17 protein-coding genes and 1 pseudogene are annotated in these 19,307 nt (G+C 31.3%); 13 read left to right on the top strand and 5 right to left on the bottom strand.

Features of this window, described 5'->3' with window-relative positions:
• Nucleotides 1-189: 189 nt before the first annotated feature.
• Nucleotides 190-1,185, top strand: a pseudogene (locus tag ACZ49Z_RS07930) (RHS repeat domain-containing protein); the annotation flags it as partial.
• A 206-nt stretch (nt 1,186-1,391) separates the two neighbouring features.
• A complete protein-coding gene (locus ACZ49Z_RS07925; RefSeq protein ID WP_464307635.1) occupies nt 1,392-1,862 on the top strand; it encodes a hypothetical protein in 471 nt (156 codons plus the stop codon).
• Between the two features lie 176 nt (nt 1,863-2,038).
• On the opposite strand, the gene ACZ49Z_RS07920 is transcribed toward ACZ49Z_RS07925, so the two are convergent.
• The 3 genes from ACZ49Z_RS07920 to ACZ49Z_RS07910 all read right to left on the bottom strand — a co-directional run bounded on the left by ACZ49Z_RS07920 (nt 2,039) and on the right by ACZ49Z_RS07910 (nt 5,644).
• Nucleotides 2,039-2,428 (bottom strand): transposase, encoded by a 390-nt coding sequence (locus tag ACZ49Z_RS07920; RefSeq protein WP_464308056.1) that lies wholly within the window; start codon nt 2,426-2,428, stop codon nt 2,039-2,041.
• A gap of 333 nt (nt 2,429-2,761) precedes the next feature.
• Nucleotides 2,762-4,366, bottom strand: coding sequence for a DUF4139 domain-containing protein (locus ACZ49Z_RS07915; RefSeq protein ID WP_464307634.1), 1,605 nt, complete (start codon nt 4,364-4,366; stop codon nt 2,762-2,764).
• A gap of 102 nt (nt 4,367-4,468) precedes the next feature.
• Nucleotides 4,469-5,644 carry a vWA domain-containing protein gene (locus ACZ49Z_RS07910; protein WP_464307633.1) on the bottom strand — a complete coding sequence of 392 codons (1,176 nt, stop codon included), beginning with the start codon at nt 5,642-5,644 and terminating at the stop codon, nt 4,469-4,471.
• Nucleotides 5,645-5,823: 179 nt separating this feature from the next.
• Here ACZ49Z_RS07910 and ACZ49Z_RS07905 point away from each other — a divergent pair, with 179 nt between their 5' ends.
• Together ACZ49Z_RS07905 and ACZ49Z_RS07900 are read left to right on the top strand one after the other, a co-directional pair.
• Entirely contained in the window at nt 5,824-7,665 is a 1,842-nt protein-coding gene (locus ACZ49Z_RS07905) for a tetratricopeptide repeat-containing sensor histidine kinase (protein ID WP_464307632.1), read from the top strand.
• Complete coding sequence (locus ACZ49Z_RS07900) at nt 7,662-8,411, top strand: LytR/AlgR family response regulator transcription factor (protein ID WP_464307631.1); 750 nt, start codon at nt 7,662-7,664, stop codon at nt 8,409-8,411. The genes ACZ49Z_RS07905 and ACZ49Z_RS07900 overlap by 4 nt, the downstream gene beginning before the upstream one ends.
• 34 nt (nt 8,412-8,445) lie before the next feature.
• On the opposite strand, the gene rnhA is transcribed toward ACZ49Z_RS07900, so the two are convergent.
• Nucleotides 8,446-8,925, bottom strand: coding sequence for a ribonuclease HI (gene rnhA / locus ACZ49Z_RS07895; protein WP_464307630.1), 480 nt, complete (start codon nt 8,923-8,925; stop codon nt 8,446-8,448).
• A gap of 28 nt (nt 8,926-8,953) precedes the next feature.
• Nucleotides 8,954-9,517 carry a phosphoribosylglycinamide formyltransferase gene (gene purN / locus ACZ49Z_RS07890; RefSeq protein WP_464307629.1) on the bottom strand — a complete coding sequence of 188 codons (564 nt, stop codon included), beginning with the start codon at nt 9,515-9,517 and terminating at the stop codon, nt 8,954-8,956.
• Nucleotides 9,518-9,690: 173 nt separating this feature from the next.
• Here purN and ACZ49Z_RS07885 point away from each other — a divergent pair, with 173 nt between their 5' ends.
• The 9 genes from ACZ49Z_RS07885 (at nt 9,691) to ACZ49Z_RS07845 (ending at nt 19,272) form a co-directional block, all read left to right on the top strand.
• Nucleotides 9,691-9,927 (top strand): acyl carrier protein, encoded by a 237-nt coding sequence (locus ACZ49Z_RS07885; protein WP_007137004.1) that lies wholly within the window; start codon nt 9,691-9,693, stop codon nt 9,925-9,927.
• 296 nt (nt 9,928-10,223) lie between these two features.
• Complete coding sequence (fabF, locus tag ACZ49Z_RS07880; RefSeq protein ID WP_464307628.1) at nt 10,224-11,477, top strand: beta-ketoacyl-ACP synthase II; 1,254 nt, start codon at nt 10,224-10,226, stop codon at nt 11,475-11,477.
• A 6-nt stretch (nt 11,478-11,483) separates the two neighbouring features.
• Entirely contained in the window at nt 11,484-12,227 is a 744-nt protein-coding gene (gene rnc / locus ACZ49Z_RS07875) for a ribonuclease III (protein ID WP_464307627.1), read from the top strand.
• Nucleotides 12,228-12,342: 115 nt separating this feature from the next.
• Nucleotides 12,343-12,816, top strand: a complete 474-nt coding sequence (locus ACZ49Z_RS07870; protein WP_464307626.1) for an IPExxxVDY family protein — start codon at nt 12,343-12,345, stop codon at nt 12,814-12,816.
• Between the two features lie 5 nt (nt 12,817-12,821).
• Nucleotides 12,822-14,252 (top strand): pyruvate kinase, encoded by a 1,431-nt coding sequence (gene pyk / locus ACZ49Z_RS07865; RefSeq protein ID WP_464307625.1) that lies wholly within the window; start codon nt 12,822-12,824, stop codon nt 14,250-14,252.
• Nucleotides 14,253-14,280: 28 nt separating this feature from the next.
• The gene (locus ACZ49Z_RS07860) at nt 14,281-15,039 is read left to right on the top strand and encodes a Bax inhibitor-1/YccA family protein (RefSeq protein ID WP_464307624.1); all 759 of its coding nucleotides are present in this window, start codon (nt 14,281-14,283) and stop codon (nt 15,037-15,039) included.
• A 590-nt stretch (nt 15,040-15,629) separates the two neighbouring features.
• Entirely contained in the window at nt 15,630-16,670 is a 1,041-nt protein-coding gene (locus ACZ49Z_RS07855) for an aldo/keto reductase (protein WP_464307623.1), read from the top strand.
• A 113-nt stretch (nt 16,671-16,783) separates the two neighbouring features.
• Complete coding sequence (locus ACZ49Z_RS07850) at nt 16,784-17,257, top strand: T9SS type A sorting domain-containing protein (protein WP_464307622.1); 474 nt, start codon at nt 16,784-16,786, stop codon at nt 17,255-17,257.
• Between the two features lie 11 nt (nt 17,258-17,268).
• Nucleotides 17,269-19,272 (top strand): DUF7151 family protein, encoded by a 2,004-nt coding sequence (locus tag ACZ49Z_RS07845; protein ID WP_464307621.1) that lies wholly within the window; start codon nt 17,269-17,271, stop codon nt 19,270-19,272.
• The last annotated feature ends 35 nt before the right edge of the window (nt 19,273-19,307 follow it).

Raw genomic sequence — 19,307 nt, 5'->3', positions numbered from 1 at the left:
AAAGCAGACTACTTAAAAAAATCCCTATATTTGAGATAACAAAACGTTCTTAAAAATAGCCTAAAAAAACACCAAAAAAGAGTGCGAAAAATGTCAAAAAGTGCCGAAAAGTGCATTTTTTTGAGGTTTTAGGCAGCTGTTAAGTATTGTAAATAGTATCAGTATAGCAATTTTGACTACTATCCTTTTGGAATGACCTTGCCAGACCGCACCAGCTCTAGCACAGCCTACCGTTACGGCTTCCAAGGACAAGAAAAAGATGATGAATTAAAAGGAGAAGGGAATTCTTTAAATTATAAATACAGAATGCATGATCCAAGAGTGGGTAGGTTTTTTGCAAGAGATCCATTATCGAGTAGTTTTCCATGGAATAGTGATTATGCTTTTAGTGAGAATAGAGTTATAGATTCTAAAGAATTAGAAGGAATGGAGAGAGTTCAATTCAATGATATTGTTGGCGATTTATCTCCTGTTTCTGTCGACTTCACTTTAATGAGTAATGATCAAATTATTGAAAATCTAAAGGCTACTCATAAAGCTCATCAATACAACTTAACAATTCAGGATATTAAGAGGATGGATAAAAATTTAGATTGGGTAGTAACTAATCTACAGAATCCATATGGGTTTAGTTCTGGTACACTTATTGAAGGATACAATGCTAAAGAAAGCGCTTCACCTAAATTAGTAGATTCACAAATCATAAGGGATATTAGTCAAGAGTTAGTTAACTTTGATAGTTCAATTAATAATAGTAAACCTCTTGAGTCTGTTAACTTTGGGTTTCAAATTGATGTGAAGAAGGGAGGGTTCTTTTACAGAAATAAATTACAATTTGACGAGTCAAATTATTCATCTCAAAAATTAGATATGACAACAATTCGTGAAACTGGTTACGCAAAAGATATGTCAGTTTGGGACAGATTAAAAACAGATTTAAAAGCTAGTGCAAAATTTTATATGAATTTTGTAGTAAATAAACCAACTGAAGCTGTTAAAGATTTACCTAAAGTTAAATATTATATACCTTTTGGTGTTGGGGGTATCGAAATTAAGAATACTGCAGATGGAAAACTTGAGCAAATTCAAATTAACATTGGGTTACATTCTACTTCTAAGAAACCAGATGCTGAAAATGTTAAAGTAGAAGAAGTAATTGAAAAGGATAAAGTTAAAATTTTTTAGTATGTTTTTATCAATAATTTCTGTTATTGCGTGGGGTATAATTATATATAAACTAATATATCCTTTACTGAAAAAGTATAGATGCGAAAAATGTAAAGGACAGATGAAAAAAAAAATTGATTCAGATAATAGAATTATTTTGATTTGTTCTAACTGTGGAAATTCAAAAAAATTAAATTTATATATAAGCGGAAGTGATAGTTAATATGAAAAATGTTTTATTATTATTTTTAACACTAAACCTTTTTGCGCAAGAGTCTATTGATTATGGGAAAAGGTTTTTTGTTGAAATTTCAAAAAATAAAGATCAAAAAATTTTAAAAAGTATTATTGATGAATCAAAAATATCAGAATTAAAATTTAATGATGGAGTATCAGAATTAGAAAAAAATAATTTCATTAAAACTCTAACAGGTAAGACAGTAAATCTTAAAACTAATCTTCAAAATGATTTGAATCAAATTAAATTAGAAAAAAATTTACAAAAAAGTAAATATCTTTTTACTGAATATGATTTATTCAAATTAAGAAATATTGATGTTTCTGTAGGTAAATTAAAAATCCACTTTCTCAGAGGTGAAATAGAAAAAATTTTATTAATTGATGTTTTAAAATTAAATGAAGAATATTTATTAATTGGTAGAATTATAATTATAGAAAATAATATTAAACAATAAGTAACCCAGCTACCCCAGATAACTATGGTTTTACCAAATAATAATTGTTAAAATTTGGAACTATTTTTTGCGAATAATTCAATATCTTTATGTTGGAAAAGACAATAGATCTTGCGAAGGGGAAGAAGAATTTATCTTCTTTCCTTTCAAAAGAAAATATGTTTTTTTTATGTTTATTATGCTATTTGTCTTTTTTCATACATTTTATCTTCTCTAATACAAGCGCATACTCGGTGAATTAATTTGTTTCTAACATTATTTATTACAAGCATTTTACTTTTTCCTTCTGCAACTTTTCTTTGATAATATTCTTTTATTTCAGGATCATAAGTCGCAGCACAGAGAGCACACATATGTAATTGTTTTTTTAATTTTTTATTTGCCATATAATGAACTTTAGGTTTTGCTCTTACTGATTTTCCTGAGGTGTATTCAAATGGAACAACACCTGCATAACAAGCTAATTGCCTTGGAGTTGAATACAAAGTAAATTCATTAGTAAAACATATTAAAAATAAAGCTGTTATCTTACCTATTCCAGGAACTGATGTTGCTTGATTGAAAATTTTATTAAGATTTTCCCCTGCTAGTCCGAGCGTCTCTAAATAATCGATATTGCTAACGCGAGCTTCTAGCTCGTGGACACAAAGAATATAAAAAGCAACTTTTAAACGAGTTGCTTTTGTTGTTTTGTAGTGCTGATATAAAAATTAAGAATATACTTTTTTTGTATTTTAATCACGAATTACTATATTAATAAAATTAAAGGGCATTTCTTGAGTACTAGTGTTAAGTTTTTGAATACCTTATATTACTTTTTTGAAAATGGAAGATAATCTACACAAAAATAGCCTTGTCTTCAAAAACAAGGCTCTGTAGTATTATAGATTTTCGATTGTTTAATCTTTCGGATATTTCACTTTGTAACTTATTCGGAATTTCTTGGTTTCATTGGGTTTTAAATCAATTTTCCAAGTTAAAACACCCGTCTCTTCATTGGCAATTGCCTTGTCTTTGTCTATAAGTTCAATCGTGATATCTTTATCTGTACTAATTGGATATTGATCTTTTAATATCATATTAATACTTTCTTTTTTATTGTTTCTTACGATAAGATCATACGTAAATACTTGTTCTTTATAGGAAGATAAAAATTTGGTACCCGATTTATCTACTACTTTTTCACGTTTAATAGAAATCTTCTTGTCTCTACCCATGCTTAGGTTTAAGGTGTCTGCTGTAGCATTGGCATTAATGTAGGTCTTCCCAACATAGGTGCCTTCAAAAATGATATTTGCTTCGCCTGGTAATAGATTAAACTTTGAATAATCGTTTATTTCTGCTAATAAGAATGCTTCTTTTTCCATTTTTGGCACAGCATAATATTTGTAGGAAGCAGGTAATTTAATTTCTTTTAAAACAACACTATGCGCTTTCCCATTAGATGCAATGTCGTAAGCAATGTCAATATCGAAAGTAACATTCAATTGGTTTTCTGAAATAGTGGTGTAGCTAGATATTGATGCTGCTTCTTTTGCTAACCTATTTTTTTCTCTTAATTCATTAGGGCTAGATTTAGATTGTATAGAATTTAAAGCCAAATTTTCTAGCTTATAGCTGTCATAGGCTTTATCATAACCAAAACGCAAGAACCACGCTCTTAAAATTGGAGTCACATTACTTTCGTTTGGATTGCCACTAGACAAGGTTAGTTTTATTTTTTTCCAATCAATTCCAGTGTTTTGTGTCACTTGTCCTTTGTATAACATGTCTATTGGACTGCTAATATTTTCGGCTCTTAAATCATAGAACGGTTGCCAAGAAGCACCTTGTGTTAGATAATTAATGTCTAAATCTACATGTCCAGCTAATTCATTCATAACTTGAAGAATCAATTTTCCTTTTGAGGTTTTTTCTTCATTTTTAGTATTAATTTCTAATCGAGCTTTAAGTTTTTCTAATTTTTCTGTTAATAGGCTCTGCTTTTCTGTATAAGTGTTTACTAAGTTGCTTAACTCTGTTCTTTTTGCGTTATAATAATCAACAAGTTTCATTAATTCGGTAACACTTAAACTTGCGTTTCCTCCAGAAATTTGTTGGTTTTTGTCTAATAATTCAATCGTTTTTGAATAGGATGTGCGTTGGTTGTATATTTTATTAATTTCTTTGGTAACCAAATCAATACTATCTCTCACTTTTTTAATAGCTGGATTGCTTTGGTCTATTTCATATTCTGAAATGTAATTTTTGGTAAATTGAACCGATAATACTGTAATGTTTTTTGGTGCATTAATTTGAATCGTACTTTCGTTTACATAATCGGCAACGTTCTTAATAACGATTTCACTTGTTCCTTTTGGAAGGTTAACCGATGTGGATTGAAATAATTCAGCACTATTAACATAGACTGTGGCAGCATTTACTTTTGCAGTGGTAAAAATAGGTTTTTGTGCAAAAAGTGAAGCGCTAATGAATAGTGAGAATCCTACTGTTATTTTTTTCATGATGAGCAATTTTAGATATAGCTTATGAATTTTGTATAAAGGTTGGAATATAATTCGTCAATTTGAATAGTTTTTAAATTGACGAATTAATAAATATAGACATTATTTTTCTACGGTGTATCCTTTGTTTTTTCCTAATGCAATAATTGAAGAAGCAATTGCGTTTCCTAAATCGTCTTGTGTCTTTTGTTTTTTCATTTCGTTGTCAATATATTCTTGGCGTTTTTTGGCTAAATCGCTTATTTCTTTCTGAATTTTTTCTCTTTCAGCCGATTTTTGAGCAACATAAGCCTTAATTTCTGTTTTATTTTTATCCTTTAACTCCGTAGGCAATTCTTCTTTTGCAATGTCGTCTAAGGCTGCTTCGTTTTCACTTATTTTATCTACTAAATCCCAACTATCATTTTTATATACTTGTTTTGATTTACTTACAGAACGTTCTACATAATTGGCTTTAGAGACACTTTCTGCATTAGCATCTTGTATAGCTTGATTCATTTTCTTTTCTGCTCCTTTTCTACCATAACTAATATAGGTAGTGTTTATTTTTTCATTGCACTTTGTAATTTGGTCATCATAAGGCGTGCTGATATATTGCACACGTTGGTTAGAATCAATATTGAAATATTTTCCATTTCCTGTAATAGCTCCATCTTGCCAAAACGTACGAATGCCTTCTTCGTTATTACCACAAAAAATAGTGTTCACATAGATGTCATTATTTAGAGCGTTTTTTACAGCTACTTTATAATCAATACTTCCTTGATTGAAAGGTTCATTACCAGCAATATAAACCAATTTCATGTTTTTGTTTCCGTCTTTCCATTTTAATTGGGTAACAGCATCTTGAATAACAGCTCCACAATATTCTTCACCACCATTCGTTCTAAGTGAGAAAAGATTCTCTGAAATTAAATCCAAATCTGTTGATAGCGGTGAAATTTGTCTAATAAAATTTGATTCAGATGATAAACCTGAATTTCCATATTCATATAAACTGATTTCAATTTCAGGTGTTTTGCCTTCATATTTTAAAGTTGTTAAGGTATTCACGATGTTCCATAAACGTGATTTTGCTTGCTCGATTAAACCGTTCATACTACCCGATGTGTCTAAAAGTATAGCCACCTGAATTGTATTTGTTGTAGTAGGTTTTTCTGTTAAAGTAGTAACAGTCGTTTTTGGGTTAGTGGTTCTTTCTGTCTTCGAATTATTGCAGCTTCCAAAAGTTAATGTAGTTACTAATAATGTACTGATGTAAAATAGTTTCGTTTTCATAATTTATGTTTTTAATTTTAGTATCATTTTTTATGTTCTGTTTATTTCTTATTTCAAAAGTAGCTTGATAATTTACTCGTTTTTTGGAGACTTGGTGAAACGAGTCTTTCACTTGGTGAACTTGTTTAAAAATGAATTTTAAAAAAAGTATCTTTACAGTACATAATTAAAGAATAGAAATGCGAGAAAATAAAGTCCTATATGTCACTTTTTTAATGTTTCTTCTGGCTTTGTCTGTAAGAGGACAAGATTCTATTAAAAAGAAAACAACTAAAGCAGTTTTTTCTAATTCTGTAAAGAAATTAGAACAATCGATAGATGCTAATGATGCTTATAAAACAGCAAAAAACTATGAAGAATTAGCACTAGTATATGAAAAGAAAGGCGATTTAGCCAAAGCCGAGGAGTTTTATAAAAAGGCAGAACAAGGTTTTGTGAAATTAAATAAAGTTGAAGATAAAATTAGAGTAACACGTTCAATTGCTCAAGTGCAAGAGAAACAAAATAAAACTATTCCTGCCATTCAAAACTATGATAAAGCGGGACGAATTGCAGACGATGCTGTTTCTCAGCAATTAAATTATAATGACGCCAATCGCTTGCGAAACAAAAGCAATCCAAAAGCACAATCCGACTATATTAATTCGAATATTCAACTCCTAGAAGAAAAATCGAATGATAAATTGGCTAAAGAATATAGAAATGATGAAGTAAAAGAAGAAGTTGCAAAAGCCTATGTTCAAAGAGCAGAAATTAATTTATCAAATGATGATGCTGAAGAAGCCATTGAAAGTTATAAAAATGCTTTAGACAATATAGCTACCAAACCAGAAAAAATAGCCATAAAAAACAAAATAGCCGAAGTATATAAAGAGGAAAAACAGTTAGACAAAGCTTTAATTATCAATTTAAATCTCCTAGAAGAAGCAAAAAACAGTAACGATTTTGAAACGGAAATAAAGCAACTACAACAAGTTGCTGAGATTTATTTTAAAACAAACCAACCTGAAACTGCGATTGCTTCTTTAAAAAAAGCCTATGCGTTGGCTAGCGAAAAAGGCGTTTCTAAAGAAGTGAAAACAAGTTTGAAATTACTTTTAGAACATTACAAATCCAGTGGAAATGATAAAGAAAGTATGTTGCTGTATGATGATTTTTTAACAAACTTCGACAAGATAATTGCAGCAGACAGTTCCTTAATAGATGAGAAAGTATTTCAAATTTCAGAAAAGAAAATTCTACAATTGGAAAAAGAAAAGGCATTAAAAGACGAATTAATAACGAAGAAAAACAGATTTAATTTTTTCTTGATGGGTTCATTGGTCTTGCTTTTTATCTTTCTTGCATTAATTGTAAAAGCCTTATATTCTATCAAAACAAAAAACAAGAAAATCGCATTGCAATCTTTACGAAGAGAAATGAATCCGCATTTCATTTTTAATAGTTTGAATAGTGTGAACCAATTTATTTCCGAAAACAAAGAATTAGAAGCAAACAAATATTTAGCTTCCTATTCTAATTTAATGCGGAACATGATGGAAAATTCGAATAAAGATTTCATTAGTTTGAGTAATGAAATGGAGCAGTTAAAGAAGTATTTGGACTTAGAACATTTGCGTTTTCAAGATAAGTTTGATTATGAAATTGTTTTAGATGAAGCAATAGATAGTGAAGTTGTTTTTATTCCGAATATGATTCTGCAACCACATTTAGAAAATGCCATCTGGCACGGATTGCGCTATAAAGAAGAGAAAGGGAGTTTGATTTTAAAGTTCGAATTGCAGCATAAAAAAATTCAAATTACAATAGATGATAACGGTATTGGTTTAACGCAAAGTAAAGCTTTGAAAACCGTCAATCAAAAAGTGCATCAATCAAGAGGTACAACCAATACATTAGAAAGAATAAAGCTATTGAACGATTTGTACAAATTGAATATAACCTTTTCTATAGTAGAGAAAGAAAAACCACAAACAGGAACTATTGTTGAAATTACGATTCCTTTATTAGATAAAATATGACAGGATTGCAAAAAATTAGAAGTGTCATTGTAGAAGATGAAACAGCAGCAAGAGAAGTACTGAAAAACTATCTTAGAAAATATTGTCCACAAGTTGACGTAATAGGAGAAGCAGCCAATATTAAAGAAGCTGTGCCCTTATTGCATGGTGTGACCCCTCAATTGGTTTTTCTAGATGTCGAAATGCCTTTTGGAAACGCTTTCGATGTATTAGAAGCTTGTAAAGACCTAGAATTCGAAACTATTTTTGTGACTGCTTTCTCAGAATATTCTTTGAAAGCCCTAAATCAAAGTGCAGCCTATTATTTATTGAAACCAATAAGTATAGAAGAGTTGATTATTGCAGTAAATAAAGTACAACAGCAATTGGCGAATCATGATTTGTTGAATAGAAATAAAATAATTGTAGAAAACTTTAGAGAGCCCAAACCCGAAAAACAACAAGTTATTCTACCTACATTAGAAGGGTTTGAAGTGGTCCTAATGAAAGATATTGTACGACTGAAAGGGAATGGAAACTTCACCGACATCTTCTTGGTTGATGGAACAAAGAAAATGGTGTGTCGATTTTTAAAACATTTTTCAGAAATTCTACCTTTTCCTTTTATGCGTGTTCACAAGTCACATATAATTAATGTAAACTTTGTAAAAGCCTATAATAAAGGGGGCTTTGTTACCCTACAAGACGCTACAGAAATTGAAGTTTCAAGTAGCTATAAAGAAGATTTTCTGAATAAGTTTAAATGATGAGTTTTTTATAGTACGTTTGACGTTAAGAAACTCATTTTAATAATTGTCCTTCATTTTCATAATAGGCATCGATTGAAAGTTTCTCTTGCTGAGATGCCATAACTGCCAATGCATCACATCTTTCGTTTTGAGGGTGGTTGTTGTGTCCTTTTACCCATTTAAAATCAACCTGATGCTTACGGTATGATTTTAGGAATCTAAGCCATAAATCAGGATTTTTTTTGTTTTTAAATCCAATTTTTTCCCATTGAAAAACCCAACGTTTTTCTACTGCGTCAACAACATATTTAGAATCGGAGACCACAAGGACTTTAGTTTTAGGGTTTCTTAATTTTTCGAGCCCAACTATAACAGCAAGTAATTCCATTCTGTTATTGGTAGATAGCCGAAAGCCTTCATAGAATTCTTTTTTATAGGGAGTTCCAACCATTTCCATAACTACTCCATATCCTGCTGGACCAGGATTTCCTTTTGCTGCTCCGTCAGTATATATATGTACTTCGTGTGACATAGTTATTTATAGTTTTCGCTAAAATTATTTATTTAGATAATAAATCCTCAATAACTTCTGGGAAATATTGATGTTCTAGTTTTTGGATTTCTAAAGCAATATCTTCTGCTGTGATGCAATTTTCTATTCCTACAGCTTTTTGAAAAATATAAGCACCTTCATCATAATTCTCATTAACATAATGAATGGTTATTCCTGTTTCTTTTTCGTTATTGTCTAAAACAGCATTGTGCACATGCATTCCATACATTCCTTTGCCTCCATATTTAGGAAGTAATGCAGGATGAATGTTAATTACTTTATTAGGATAGCTATCAATTATAGACTCAGGGAATTTCAACAAAAAACCAGCCAATACAATTAAATCGGGCTGAATAGTGTTCAATTTATTAAGAACTTCTCCTTCAATTAGTTCTGATTTTGTAAATGTAAACGACTCAACGTCATTATTTTGTGCTCGCTGAATAACTTTGGCATGAGGATTGTTTGTAAACACTGCGACTACGTTTGCGAGACTAGATTTTTTGAAATGTAATATTATCTTTTCGGCATTCGAACCATTGCCAGAAGCGAATAGTACTATTTTTTTCATTACCCTGTAATTTTTATTACACAAAAAAAAGAATAATAATTGGTAAAAAATAGAAAAAAGCAGTCTTTGTTAATTATTTTTTTTAATTTCGTAGTCTTATTTAGTAACAAAAATGTTGTTTTAAAATAAAGTTTTTTATTTTTGCCAACAAATTAAATTAAAAATTAAAGATTATGTCAGACATTGCATCAAGAGTAAAAGCGATTATCGTAGACAAATTAGGTGTTGACGAAAATGAAGTTGTAACTGAAGCTAGCTTCACAAACGATTTAGGAGCTGATTCATTAGACACTGTTGAGTTAATTATGGAGTTTGAAAAAGAATTTGATATTCAAATTCCAGACGATCAAGCTGAAAACATTGCTACTGTAGGTCAAGCTATTTCTTACATCGAAGAAGCTAAGAAATAATATTTTAAAACACCCGTAAGCTTTTCTTATGGGTGTTTTTATTATTTTTTTAATTCTTGTTTTTAGAATCTTTTACTTGATTTTCTCTTGTGATATTTTATAATATTTTAAAGAAGTAAAATGTTAGAATAAAGGATGTAATTATATTTGTTTATATTTATATCGAATTTTGTTCTTTTTGTAGAAAACATTGATTGTATTACAATCATAAAATAAAAACTATGTAATACCCATTGTTTCTTTTAGTTTTCATTAAAAGCACTGTGGGTTTTTTTATATAATTAAAATTTTTTTATATGCAATTAAAGCGTGTTGTTGTAACTGGTCTAGGTGCATTAACCCCGATTGGGAATAATGTGGAAGAATACTGGAATAGTTTAATCGAAGGAAAAAGTGGAGCAGCTCCTATTACCTATTACGATACTGAGAAACATAAAACCAAATTTGCTTGTGAGGTTAAAAACTTCAATATTGAAGATTTTATAGACAGAAAAGAGTCTAGACGTTTAGACAAGTTTGCTCAATACGCAGTTGTGGCAAGTGATGAAGCTATTAAAGATTCAGGTCTGGATACCGCTGATATAAACAAACAACGTGTTGGTGTAATTTGGGGAGCAGGTATTGGTGGTTTAGAAACTTTCCAAGAAGAAGTTTTATATTATGCAAAAGGCGATGGGACTCCTAAGTTTAATCCTTTTTTTATACCCAAAATGATTGCCGATATAGCACCAGCTCATATTTCTATGAGAAATGGTTATATGGGGCCAAATTATACAACGGTTTCTGCATGTGCTTCGTCTGCTAATGCAATGATTGATGCATTCAATTATATTAGATTAGGAATGTGTGATGTAATTATTTCTGGTGGTTCTGAAGCAGCTGTTACCATTGCAGGTATGGGTGGATTTAATTCAATGCATGCTTTGTCAACAAGAAATGAAAGTCCTGAAACAGCTTCAAGACCGTTTGATGCTACTAGAGATGGATTTGTTCTTGGTGAAGGTGCAGGAGCATTAGTTTTAGAAGAATATGAGCACGCTAAAGCTCGCGGTGCTAAAATTTACTGCGAAATTGGAGGTGGTGGTATGTCTTCAGATGCCTATCATCTAACAGCTCCTCATCCAGAAGGATTGGGTGTTATTGCTGTAATGCAAAATTGTTTAAATGATGCTGGAATGAAACCAGAGGAAGTAGATCATATCAACACACATGGTACTTCTACACCGCTAGGGGATGTTGCAGAATTGAAGGCAATTAGTGCAGTGTTTGGTAGTCACGCAAAAAATATAAATATCAATTCAACAAAATCTATGACAGGTCACTTGTTAGGTGCTGCTGGTGGGATTGAAGCTATTGCGTCTATTTTGGCAATAAAGAATGGAATTGTTCCTCCTACTATTAACCATACAACTGTAGATGAAAAGATTAATCCAGAACTTAATTTAACTTTAAATAAAGCTCAAAAAAGAGAAATTAAAGTGGCAATGAGTAATACTTTTGGATTTGGAGGTCATAATGCATGTGTGTTATTTAAAAAATTAGAAGAATAAGCTGAAATGCGTAGATTTTTGAAAAAAATACTAAGAAACTCCCGTTCTCATGAAGACGGGATTTTTTTTGATAAACTTTCTAAAATATTAGGTTTCAAACCTCTAAATTTAAGATACTATAGAAAAGCCTTTACACATCGGTCAACAAATAAGGTAGATGATAAGGGAAATCCATTTAATTATGAAAGGTTAGAATTTCTAGGAGATGCAATGCTAGGTAGTGTTATTGCAGCTCATCTTTATGATGAAGTGCCAACAGGAGACGAGGGATACCTTACAAAAATGCGTTCGAAAATTGTGAGTAGAGAACATTTAAATGAACTGGGAAGAGATTTAAACCTTATACAATTTATTGAAAGCAAGGCGAACCCGCTTCATTTTGGTGAAAACATACATGGAAATATTTTTGAAGCCTTTATTGGAGCTATATATTTAGACCAAGGTTATGTTTATTGTGAAAAATTCATTCATAATAAAGTAATAGAATCTTATGTTGATATTCCAAAATTAGAAGGAAAAGTAATAAGCTATAAAAGTTTAATTATTGAATGGTGTCAGAAAGAAAAAAAACAATTTGTTTTTGAAGTATTCGACGATACAGGTATAGAAGAGCAAAAGTATTTTGGAGTAAAATTAATTATTGACCAAAAAATAATTGGAAAAGGAAGAGCTACTTCAAAGAAAAAAGCAGAAGAAAAAGCTGCAAAAAGAGCATATTTTGCACTACAAGAAAAAATAGACAAGAAATAATTTTAAAAAAGTTATAAACTAAAACGTTTTCGTTGTAAAGTATTTGTTAAGATCTTTATAAACTATAAAGTTTGTATCATATAAATAGTATATTTACGATATATTTATTAAAAATATGGCAATTCATAAAATTCAAATAAATGATTTTATTTCGACGGATTATGAGCTTATTGCCATTCATGCTGCTATTGAAGATTATCGTTTGGCTTATTTAATTAATAATGAGTTAAAAATTCGATTGAGTAAAAACAGTTTAAATATCGAAATTGAAAACAAAGAAGGAAAAAGTGAGTTTAGTCACTTCGTTTTTGATGATGAAATAAATGATATTGTCTGGAATTTAATCGAAAACAGAACAACATTAATTCCGTTTGAGACAACAAACACAGGTATTTTCGATTCAATAGATGTTAGAATGTATGTTATTCCCGAGTTTAAAAAAGCAGATTTTATATTGAAAATAGAGAATATAGAAGGGACTTTAGAAATAGAAGACATTCTTAATGCTATTACAAATATCAAACAAATCTCAATGGCTTACATAATAGATCAAGTCAAATTGAAATCAAAACATAATTTAATTTTTTAATTAAAATGCCAACAAATAAAAAAACTAAAATTGTAGCTACATTAGGTCCAGCTTGTAGCACTAAAGAGACTATAAAGGATATGATTGATGCAGGTGTAAATGTTTTTAGAGTAAACTTTTCACATGCAGATTATGATGACGTTGCAGAGAGGATTAAAATTATTAGGGACTTAAATCAAGAGTTTAATTATACTACTTCAATTCTTGCCGATTTGCAAGGTCCAAAATTGAGAGTAGGAGTAATGAAAGAAGATGTAGTTGTTTCGAAAGGAGATAAAATTACTTTTACAACAGCGGAAGATATTTTGGGAACTGCTGAGAAAGTTTATATGAATTATAAAGAATTCCCGAAAGATGTAAATCCTGGAGAAAGAATCCTTTTAGATGATGGTAAACTTATTTTTGAAGTTATTAAAACAGACAAAAACACAGAAGTTGAAGCTTTAGTTATTCAAGGAGGTCCGTTGAAATCTAAAAAAGGCGTGAATTTGCCAAATACAAAAGTATCGTTGCCAGCTTTAACAAAGAAAGATATAAAAGACGCTATTTTTGCTATTGAAAATAAATTAGATTGGATTGCACTATCTTTTGTGCGAACAGATAAAGATTTAGAAGAGTTGCAAGATTTGATTGCGAAACATTCGGATCATAAAATTCCAATTGTTGCAAAAATTGAAAAGCCAGAAGCGGTTGAAAATATTGATAGAATAGTTGCTTTTTGCGATGGCTTGATGGTGGCTCGTGGAGATCTGGGAGTTGAAATTCCAGCAGAGCAAGTGCCATTAATTCAGAAAAAATTAATTCATAGGGCCAAAACAGCTCGAATTCCAGTGATAGTGGCAACACAAATGATGGAAACAATGATTACGAGTTTAACACCTACTCGTGCCGAAGTTAATGACGTTGCCAATTCTGTAATGGACGGTGCAGATGCCGTTATGCTTTCTGGAGAAACGTCTGTGGGTAATTATCCTGTTCAGGTAATAGAAACCATGACCCGTATTATTGAGAGCGTAGAAGATTCACCGTTAATTAAAGTGCCATTAACGCCTCCACACGTTAGAACAAATCGTTTTATAACAAAATCAATTTGTTATCATGCGGCAATTATGGCCGATGATATTAACGCAAAAGCAATAACAACGTTGACTAATAGCGGTTATACCGCTTTCCAAATTTCTGCATGGCGACCAAAATCACATATATTGGTTTTTACATCTAATAGACGAATTTTAACGCAGTTGAATTTACTTTGGGGAGTTCGTGCTTACTATTATGACAAATTCGTGAGTACAGACGATACAATTGATGATGTGAATCAAATTTGTAAAGAAAGAGGCTATGTAAAAGCTAACGACATGGTTATTAACCTCGCTGCTATGCCGATTGTAGAAAAAGGAATGGTGAATACGCTTCGTGTTTCGGAAATTGTATAATTTTTTATTTTTGTAAAGATATAATAATATGAATTTAAAATCTAATAATCCTTTTTTAGGGTCTAAAACATTTAATAATACTTCAAGAAGATCAGAAACTACTGTTCTTGACTCTAATGAGATAATGACTATTGATGGTGCAATTAATAAAAGTTTTATTTTATTAATTACTTTATTAACTTCAGCATGTATTAGCTGGTGGTTAACAGCAAGTGGATATAATCCAATGGTTTTAATTATTGGAGGTGGTATAATTGGTTTCATTCTTGTATTGGTTGCTGTGTTTAAGCCAACAACTTCTTCTTGGGTTGCTCCAGGTTATGCATTATTTAAAGGTTTGTTTATTGGCGGTGTTTCAGCATTGTTTGAAGCAATGTATCCTGGGATAGTTATTCAAGCAGTGAGTTGTACTTTCGTTACTTTTATTGTTTGTTTTACACTATATAAGTATAAAATTGTAAAAGTCACAGAAAGATTTAAATCTGTAGTAGTTGCTGCTACTTTAGCAATATTTACATATTACATTTTGTCGTTTATTTTGTCTTTGTTTGTTGATTTTAAGCCAATGCATCAAGAAAACTCTTTAATGAGTATCGGAATAAGTGTATTTGTAATTATAATTGCAGCTTTGAATTTATTTTTAGACTTTGATCAAATTGAAGAAGGTGCTAGAAAACAAATGCCAAAGTATATGGAATGGTTTAGTGCAATGGGATTAATGATCACATTAGTTTGGCTATATATTGAATTTCTTCGCTTGCTTTCAAAATTATCAAGTAGAGATTAATTTTTTCTAAGAAAAATGCACTGCCCCCAAAAAGTTAGACACTATTTGGGGGTATTTTTATGGGATGAAAAGTCAAGTATAATTATACGTTTTGATTAGAATATGTAAAATTAGTTTTAAAATCTCATTATTCATGTAAATGGGTTTCAAAAGAGAAAGGTCCAAACAAGGCTAACATTCGTAAATGGGCTGGGTTTTACAGTCGATTTGGTAAAACAGGTTTTTTGCCAAGGAAAAATCAAAATTATTCAACGGATTTTAAATTAAAAGTTTTTAAATATATTGATAATAATTATTTGTCATTGAAAGAAACTTGTTTAAAATTTAACATTACTTCAGCTGTCCGAAGAGTTCTAAATAAAGCGCACACGCTCTACGAGGTCTCCTGACCTCGTAGCACAATAAAAAGACAAAGCCACTTTTATTGCTAGAAGCAATCAAGTGGTTTTTGTTGTTTTTTATATTGTATTGTTTTACAAATGAATGAATTGACGAATTATCAAAAAATTATTCACAATTCTTTAGCAAAAGTTATTCTGCTTTTTATTAATTAGTAATGTATTTTTGTAATTCTATTAATTATTTTGAATATGAAATATACAACACTACCTAATACAACCATCAAAATAAGTGAAATTTGTCTTGGAACAATGACTTTTGGAAATCAAAACACAGAAGCAGAAGCACATTCACAACTTGATTTTGCAACAGAAAACGGGATTAATTTTATTGATACAGCAGAAATGTATCCCATAGGAGGCAACGAACATATATTTGGAAGTACAGAAAGACATATTGGTAGTTGGATTAATAAAATTGGGAATGCAAAAAGAGAGAAATTGGTTATTGCTACCAAAATTGCAGGGCCAAATAGAGGGATGGCATATATTCGAGAACCACTAGATTTTTCAAAAAAAAGTATTACTGAAGCGGTAGAGTTAAGTCTTAAAAATTTACAAACAGACTATATAGACCTTTATCAAATGCATTGGCCAGAAAGAGTTATGAATATGTTTCAAAAAAGAGGGGTACAAGAAATTGATTCTAACTGGCAGTACAATATTTTAGAAATATTGCATGTTTTTGATGGACTAATAAAAGAAGGAAAAATTAAACATATAGGTGTTTCTAATGAAAATCCCTATGGAGTGATGCGCTTTTTGGTCGAAAGCGAAAAATACAATCTCCCAAGGATTGCAACCATTCAAAATCCATATTCCTTATTGAATAGATTATATGAAGTAGGATTAAGTGAAATGTGTATGAGAGAAAATGTAGGTCTTCTTGCCTATTCTCCATTAGGGTTCGGTGTTTTAACAGGTAAATATCTAGAAAACATAGCTCCTAATTATCGAATGGCAATGTTTCCTCAGTTTAAAAGATACACAAATGAAAATTCAACTAAAGCTACAAAAATGTATAAAGAAATAGCAGAATCTAATGGACTTTCATTGACTCAAATGGCTCTTGCTTTTGTGAAACAACAAAAATTTGTTTCTTCAACAATTATTGGAGCGACAACGATGAGTCAATTAAAGGAAAATATACATTCTTTTTCTATCGAATTGTCTGGTAGTATATTAGAAGAAATTGAGAAAATACAAGAGCAAATGCCTAATCCAGCACCATAACTCTGAAATATACATATAAAATATTTAATAACAAACTTAAAAACAGGTAATTATACCTGTTTTTTTTATTATTAAAGAATTAAATTTGAAAGAACCTTAAAACAATATAGTATATGAAAAAAATTTTGACGTTATTCTTTTTAATCTCTTTATCTTCTGTTTTTAGTCAAGAAGGATTTGTTTTTTCTGGCGGAGACGCAACAGGCTCTGGTGGATCTGTAAGTTATTCTTACGGACAGGTCTTTTATGAGACTCTTAATGGGGTAAGTGGAGAGTTATCTCAAGGAGTGCAACAAGCAATTGAAATTTACTCACTATCGACCCCGAGTAACTCAATTGATATTAACTTAGCTATGTACCCTAATCCAGCAATTTCTCAAGTAACGCTGGATTTGAATTTTGCTCATTTTCAAGATGTAATGAAATATGAGTTATTTAATGTAAACGGTAAATTGCTTAAAACTGGTGCAATTATATCTAATCAAACAAACATAGATATAGATATATTGCCAAAAGCAACTTATGTTCTAAATGTAATTACATCAAACAAATTATTAAAGTCATTTAAACTTATTAAAAACAACTAAAACATTATTATATGAAAAATAGAATTCTACTTTTTGCATTTTTACTAATAGGTATGGTTACCTATTCACAATCGCCAAATGGATTTACATATCAAGCAGTTATTAGAGACGCTGGTGATGCAATAGTCGCAAATGCTCCTATTGGAATGAAAATAAGTATATTACAAACAAGTGCTAGTGGTACAGTTGTTTATGAAGAAACACAAACACCAACATCTAATGCAAACGGATTGGTAACACTAACTGTCGGTACAGGAACAGTTGTGACTGGCTCTATAGCAACCATAGACTGGTCAGCTGGCCCTTATTATATTAAAACAGAGACAGACCCAACAGGAGGAACTAGCTACACAATATCTGGAACAAGTCAGATGATGAGTGTGCCTTTTGCTCTGTATGCAGCAAATTCTGCACCTGGACCACAAGGTCCTGCTGGAGCAGATGGCACGGATGGATTAGATGGAGCAAACGGAGCAGATGGAGCAAATGGATTAGATGGTGTAGACGGATTAAAATCATTAGTTGTTTCAACAGTTGAAGCAGCTGGATTAAATTGTGCCTCTGGAGGAATAAAAGTGGAAGTTGGTTTGGATGATAATGCTGACGGAATTTTACAAGCTGGTGAAATTGATGCTACGTCTTTCGTTTGCAATGGAACTGATGGCGCTGATGGTGCTGATGGAACAAATGGTGTAGATGGTGTAGATGGCGCTGTTGGGCCAGCAGGGCCAGTAGGAGGTGCAGATACTCAAGTTATTTTCAACAATGCTGGTGCAGCTGCGGGTAGTGCTAATTTAACTTGGAATAACACTACAAATAGATTAACAACTGCCAATGCATCAGTAACAGCTTTAGGTGGTTCAGGAACAAGAAATGTTCAAGTGGATAATGCAGGAAACCTTACAGCTGTAGCCGTTCCTATGACTGGAGTTACTGGGACTGGAACTAATAATTATCATGTAAAATGGACTACTGCAGGAAGTGTATTAGGAAATTCTTTAATCCAAGATGATGGTACTGGGCTTAGTGTAAACGGAACTATTCAAGCTAGTAACCAATTGTATGTAGCTCGCACGCAAATAACTACAAATGGAGATGGACAACATACTTTAATGGGTTATCGAACACGCGATTCAAGAAATGATGGTACGGCTTATTCTCAAGCAGCTTCTAATACAGGTGCAACAGGACATTCATTTTGGGGAGATTCATACTCTTTCGGATCAGGTGGTTGGAATTATAATGACTTTAATAGATGTGGTGGAACAATAGGAGCTGAAATTTCTGGTACATATTGGGGGTCTTTAGGCTATAAAAACAGTGGAAATGTTACATTTGGTGCTTACGGCTCAAATGCTTATGGAACTGGTACTGGGTTTTTGCCTAATAGTGAAATCTCTGGTTTTGGAGGAGGTTTCTTCGGTGTTATTGGTTCTGCATCAAAAGGAAGCGTTGTAGGGCAATTAAATTCAGGAGAGTTGTTTGCTACTTATAATTCTGGAAATGTATATACTTTAGGTAAAAACGTAGAATTAGTAGAGACTACAAATAATACTAAAACGCCTGTTTATGCAGTAACAAGTATAGAATCTACAATATATGCTAAAGGAAGTGCTCAATTAGTAAATGGGCAAGCATACATAGCGTTTAATGATTCTTATAGAGCATTATTAGGAGAAAATCCAGAGGTAACGGTGACTCCAAAAGGAAACTGTAATGGAGTTTATATTGCTTCTGTAGATAAAAACGGATTTACAATTAAAGAAATGAACAATGGAACAAGCAATGTTGTAATTTCTTGGATTTCTGTTGGAAATAGATTAGATAATAGAATGGATAAAGCTACTGAAATGGTTGCTAATCCTAATTTTGATAGAAATGTACAACAAGTATTATTTAACGATGCCAACCTTGATGGAAAAGGAATGGGTATTTGGTGGGACGGATCAGCAATTCGCTTTGGTAATATGCCAGCAAGTTTATCTGTTGTTAAAAGACCTACTGATCAAAAATAATTGTAATAACATTAACGCGTTTAAAAAGACCCTTT

It is taken from the genome of Flavobacterium sp. KY-23415 (genome assembly GCF_055384985.1).
This window is presented reverse-complemented; position numbering and strand designations above follow the sequence as displayed.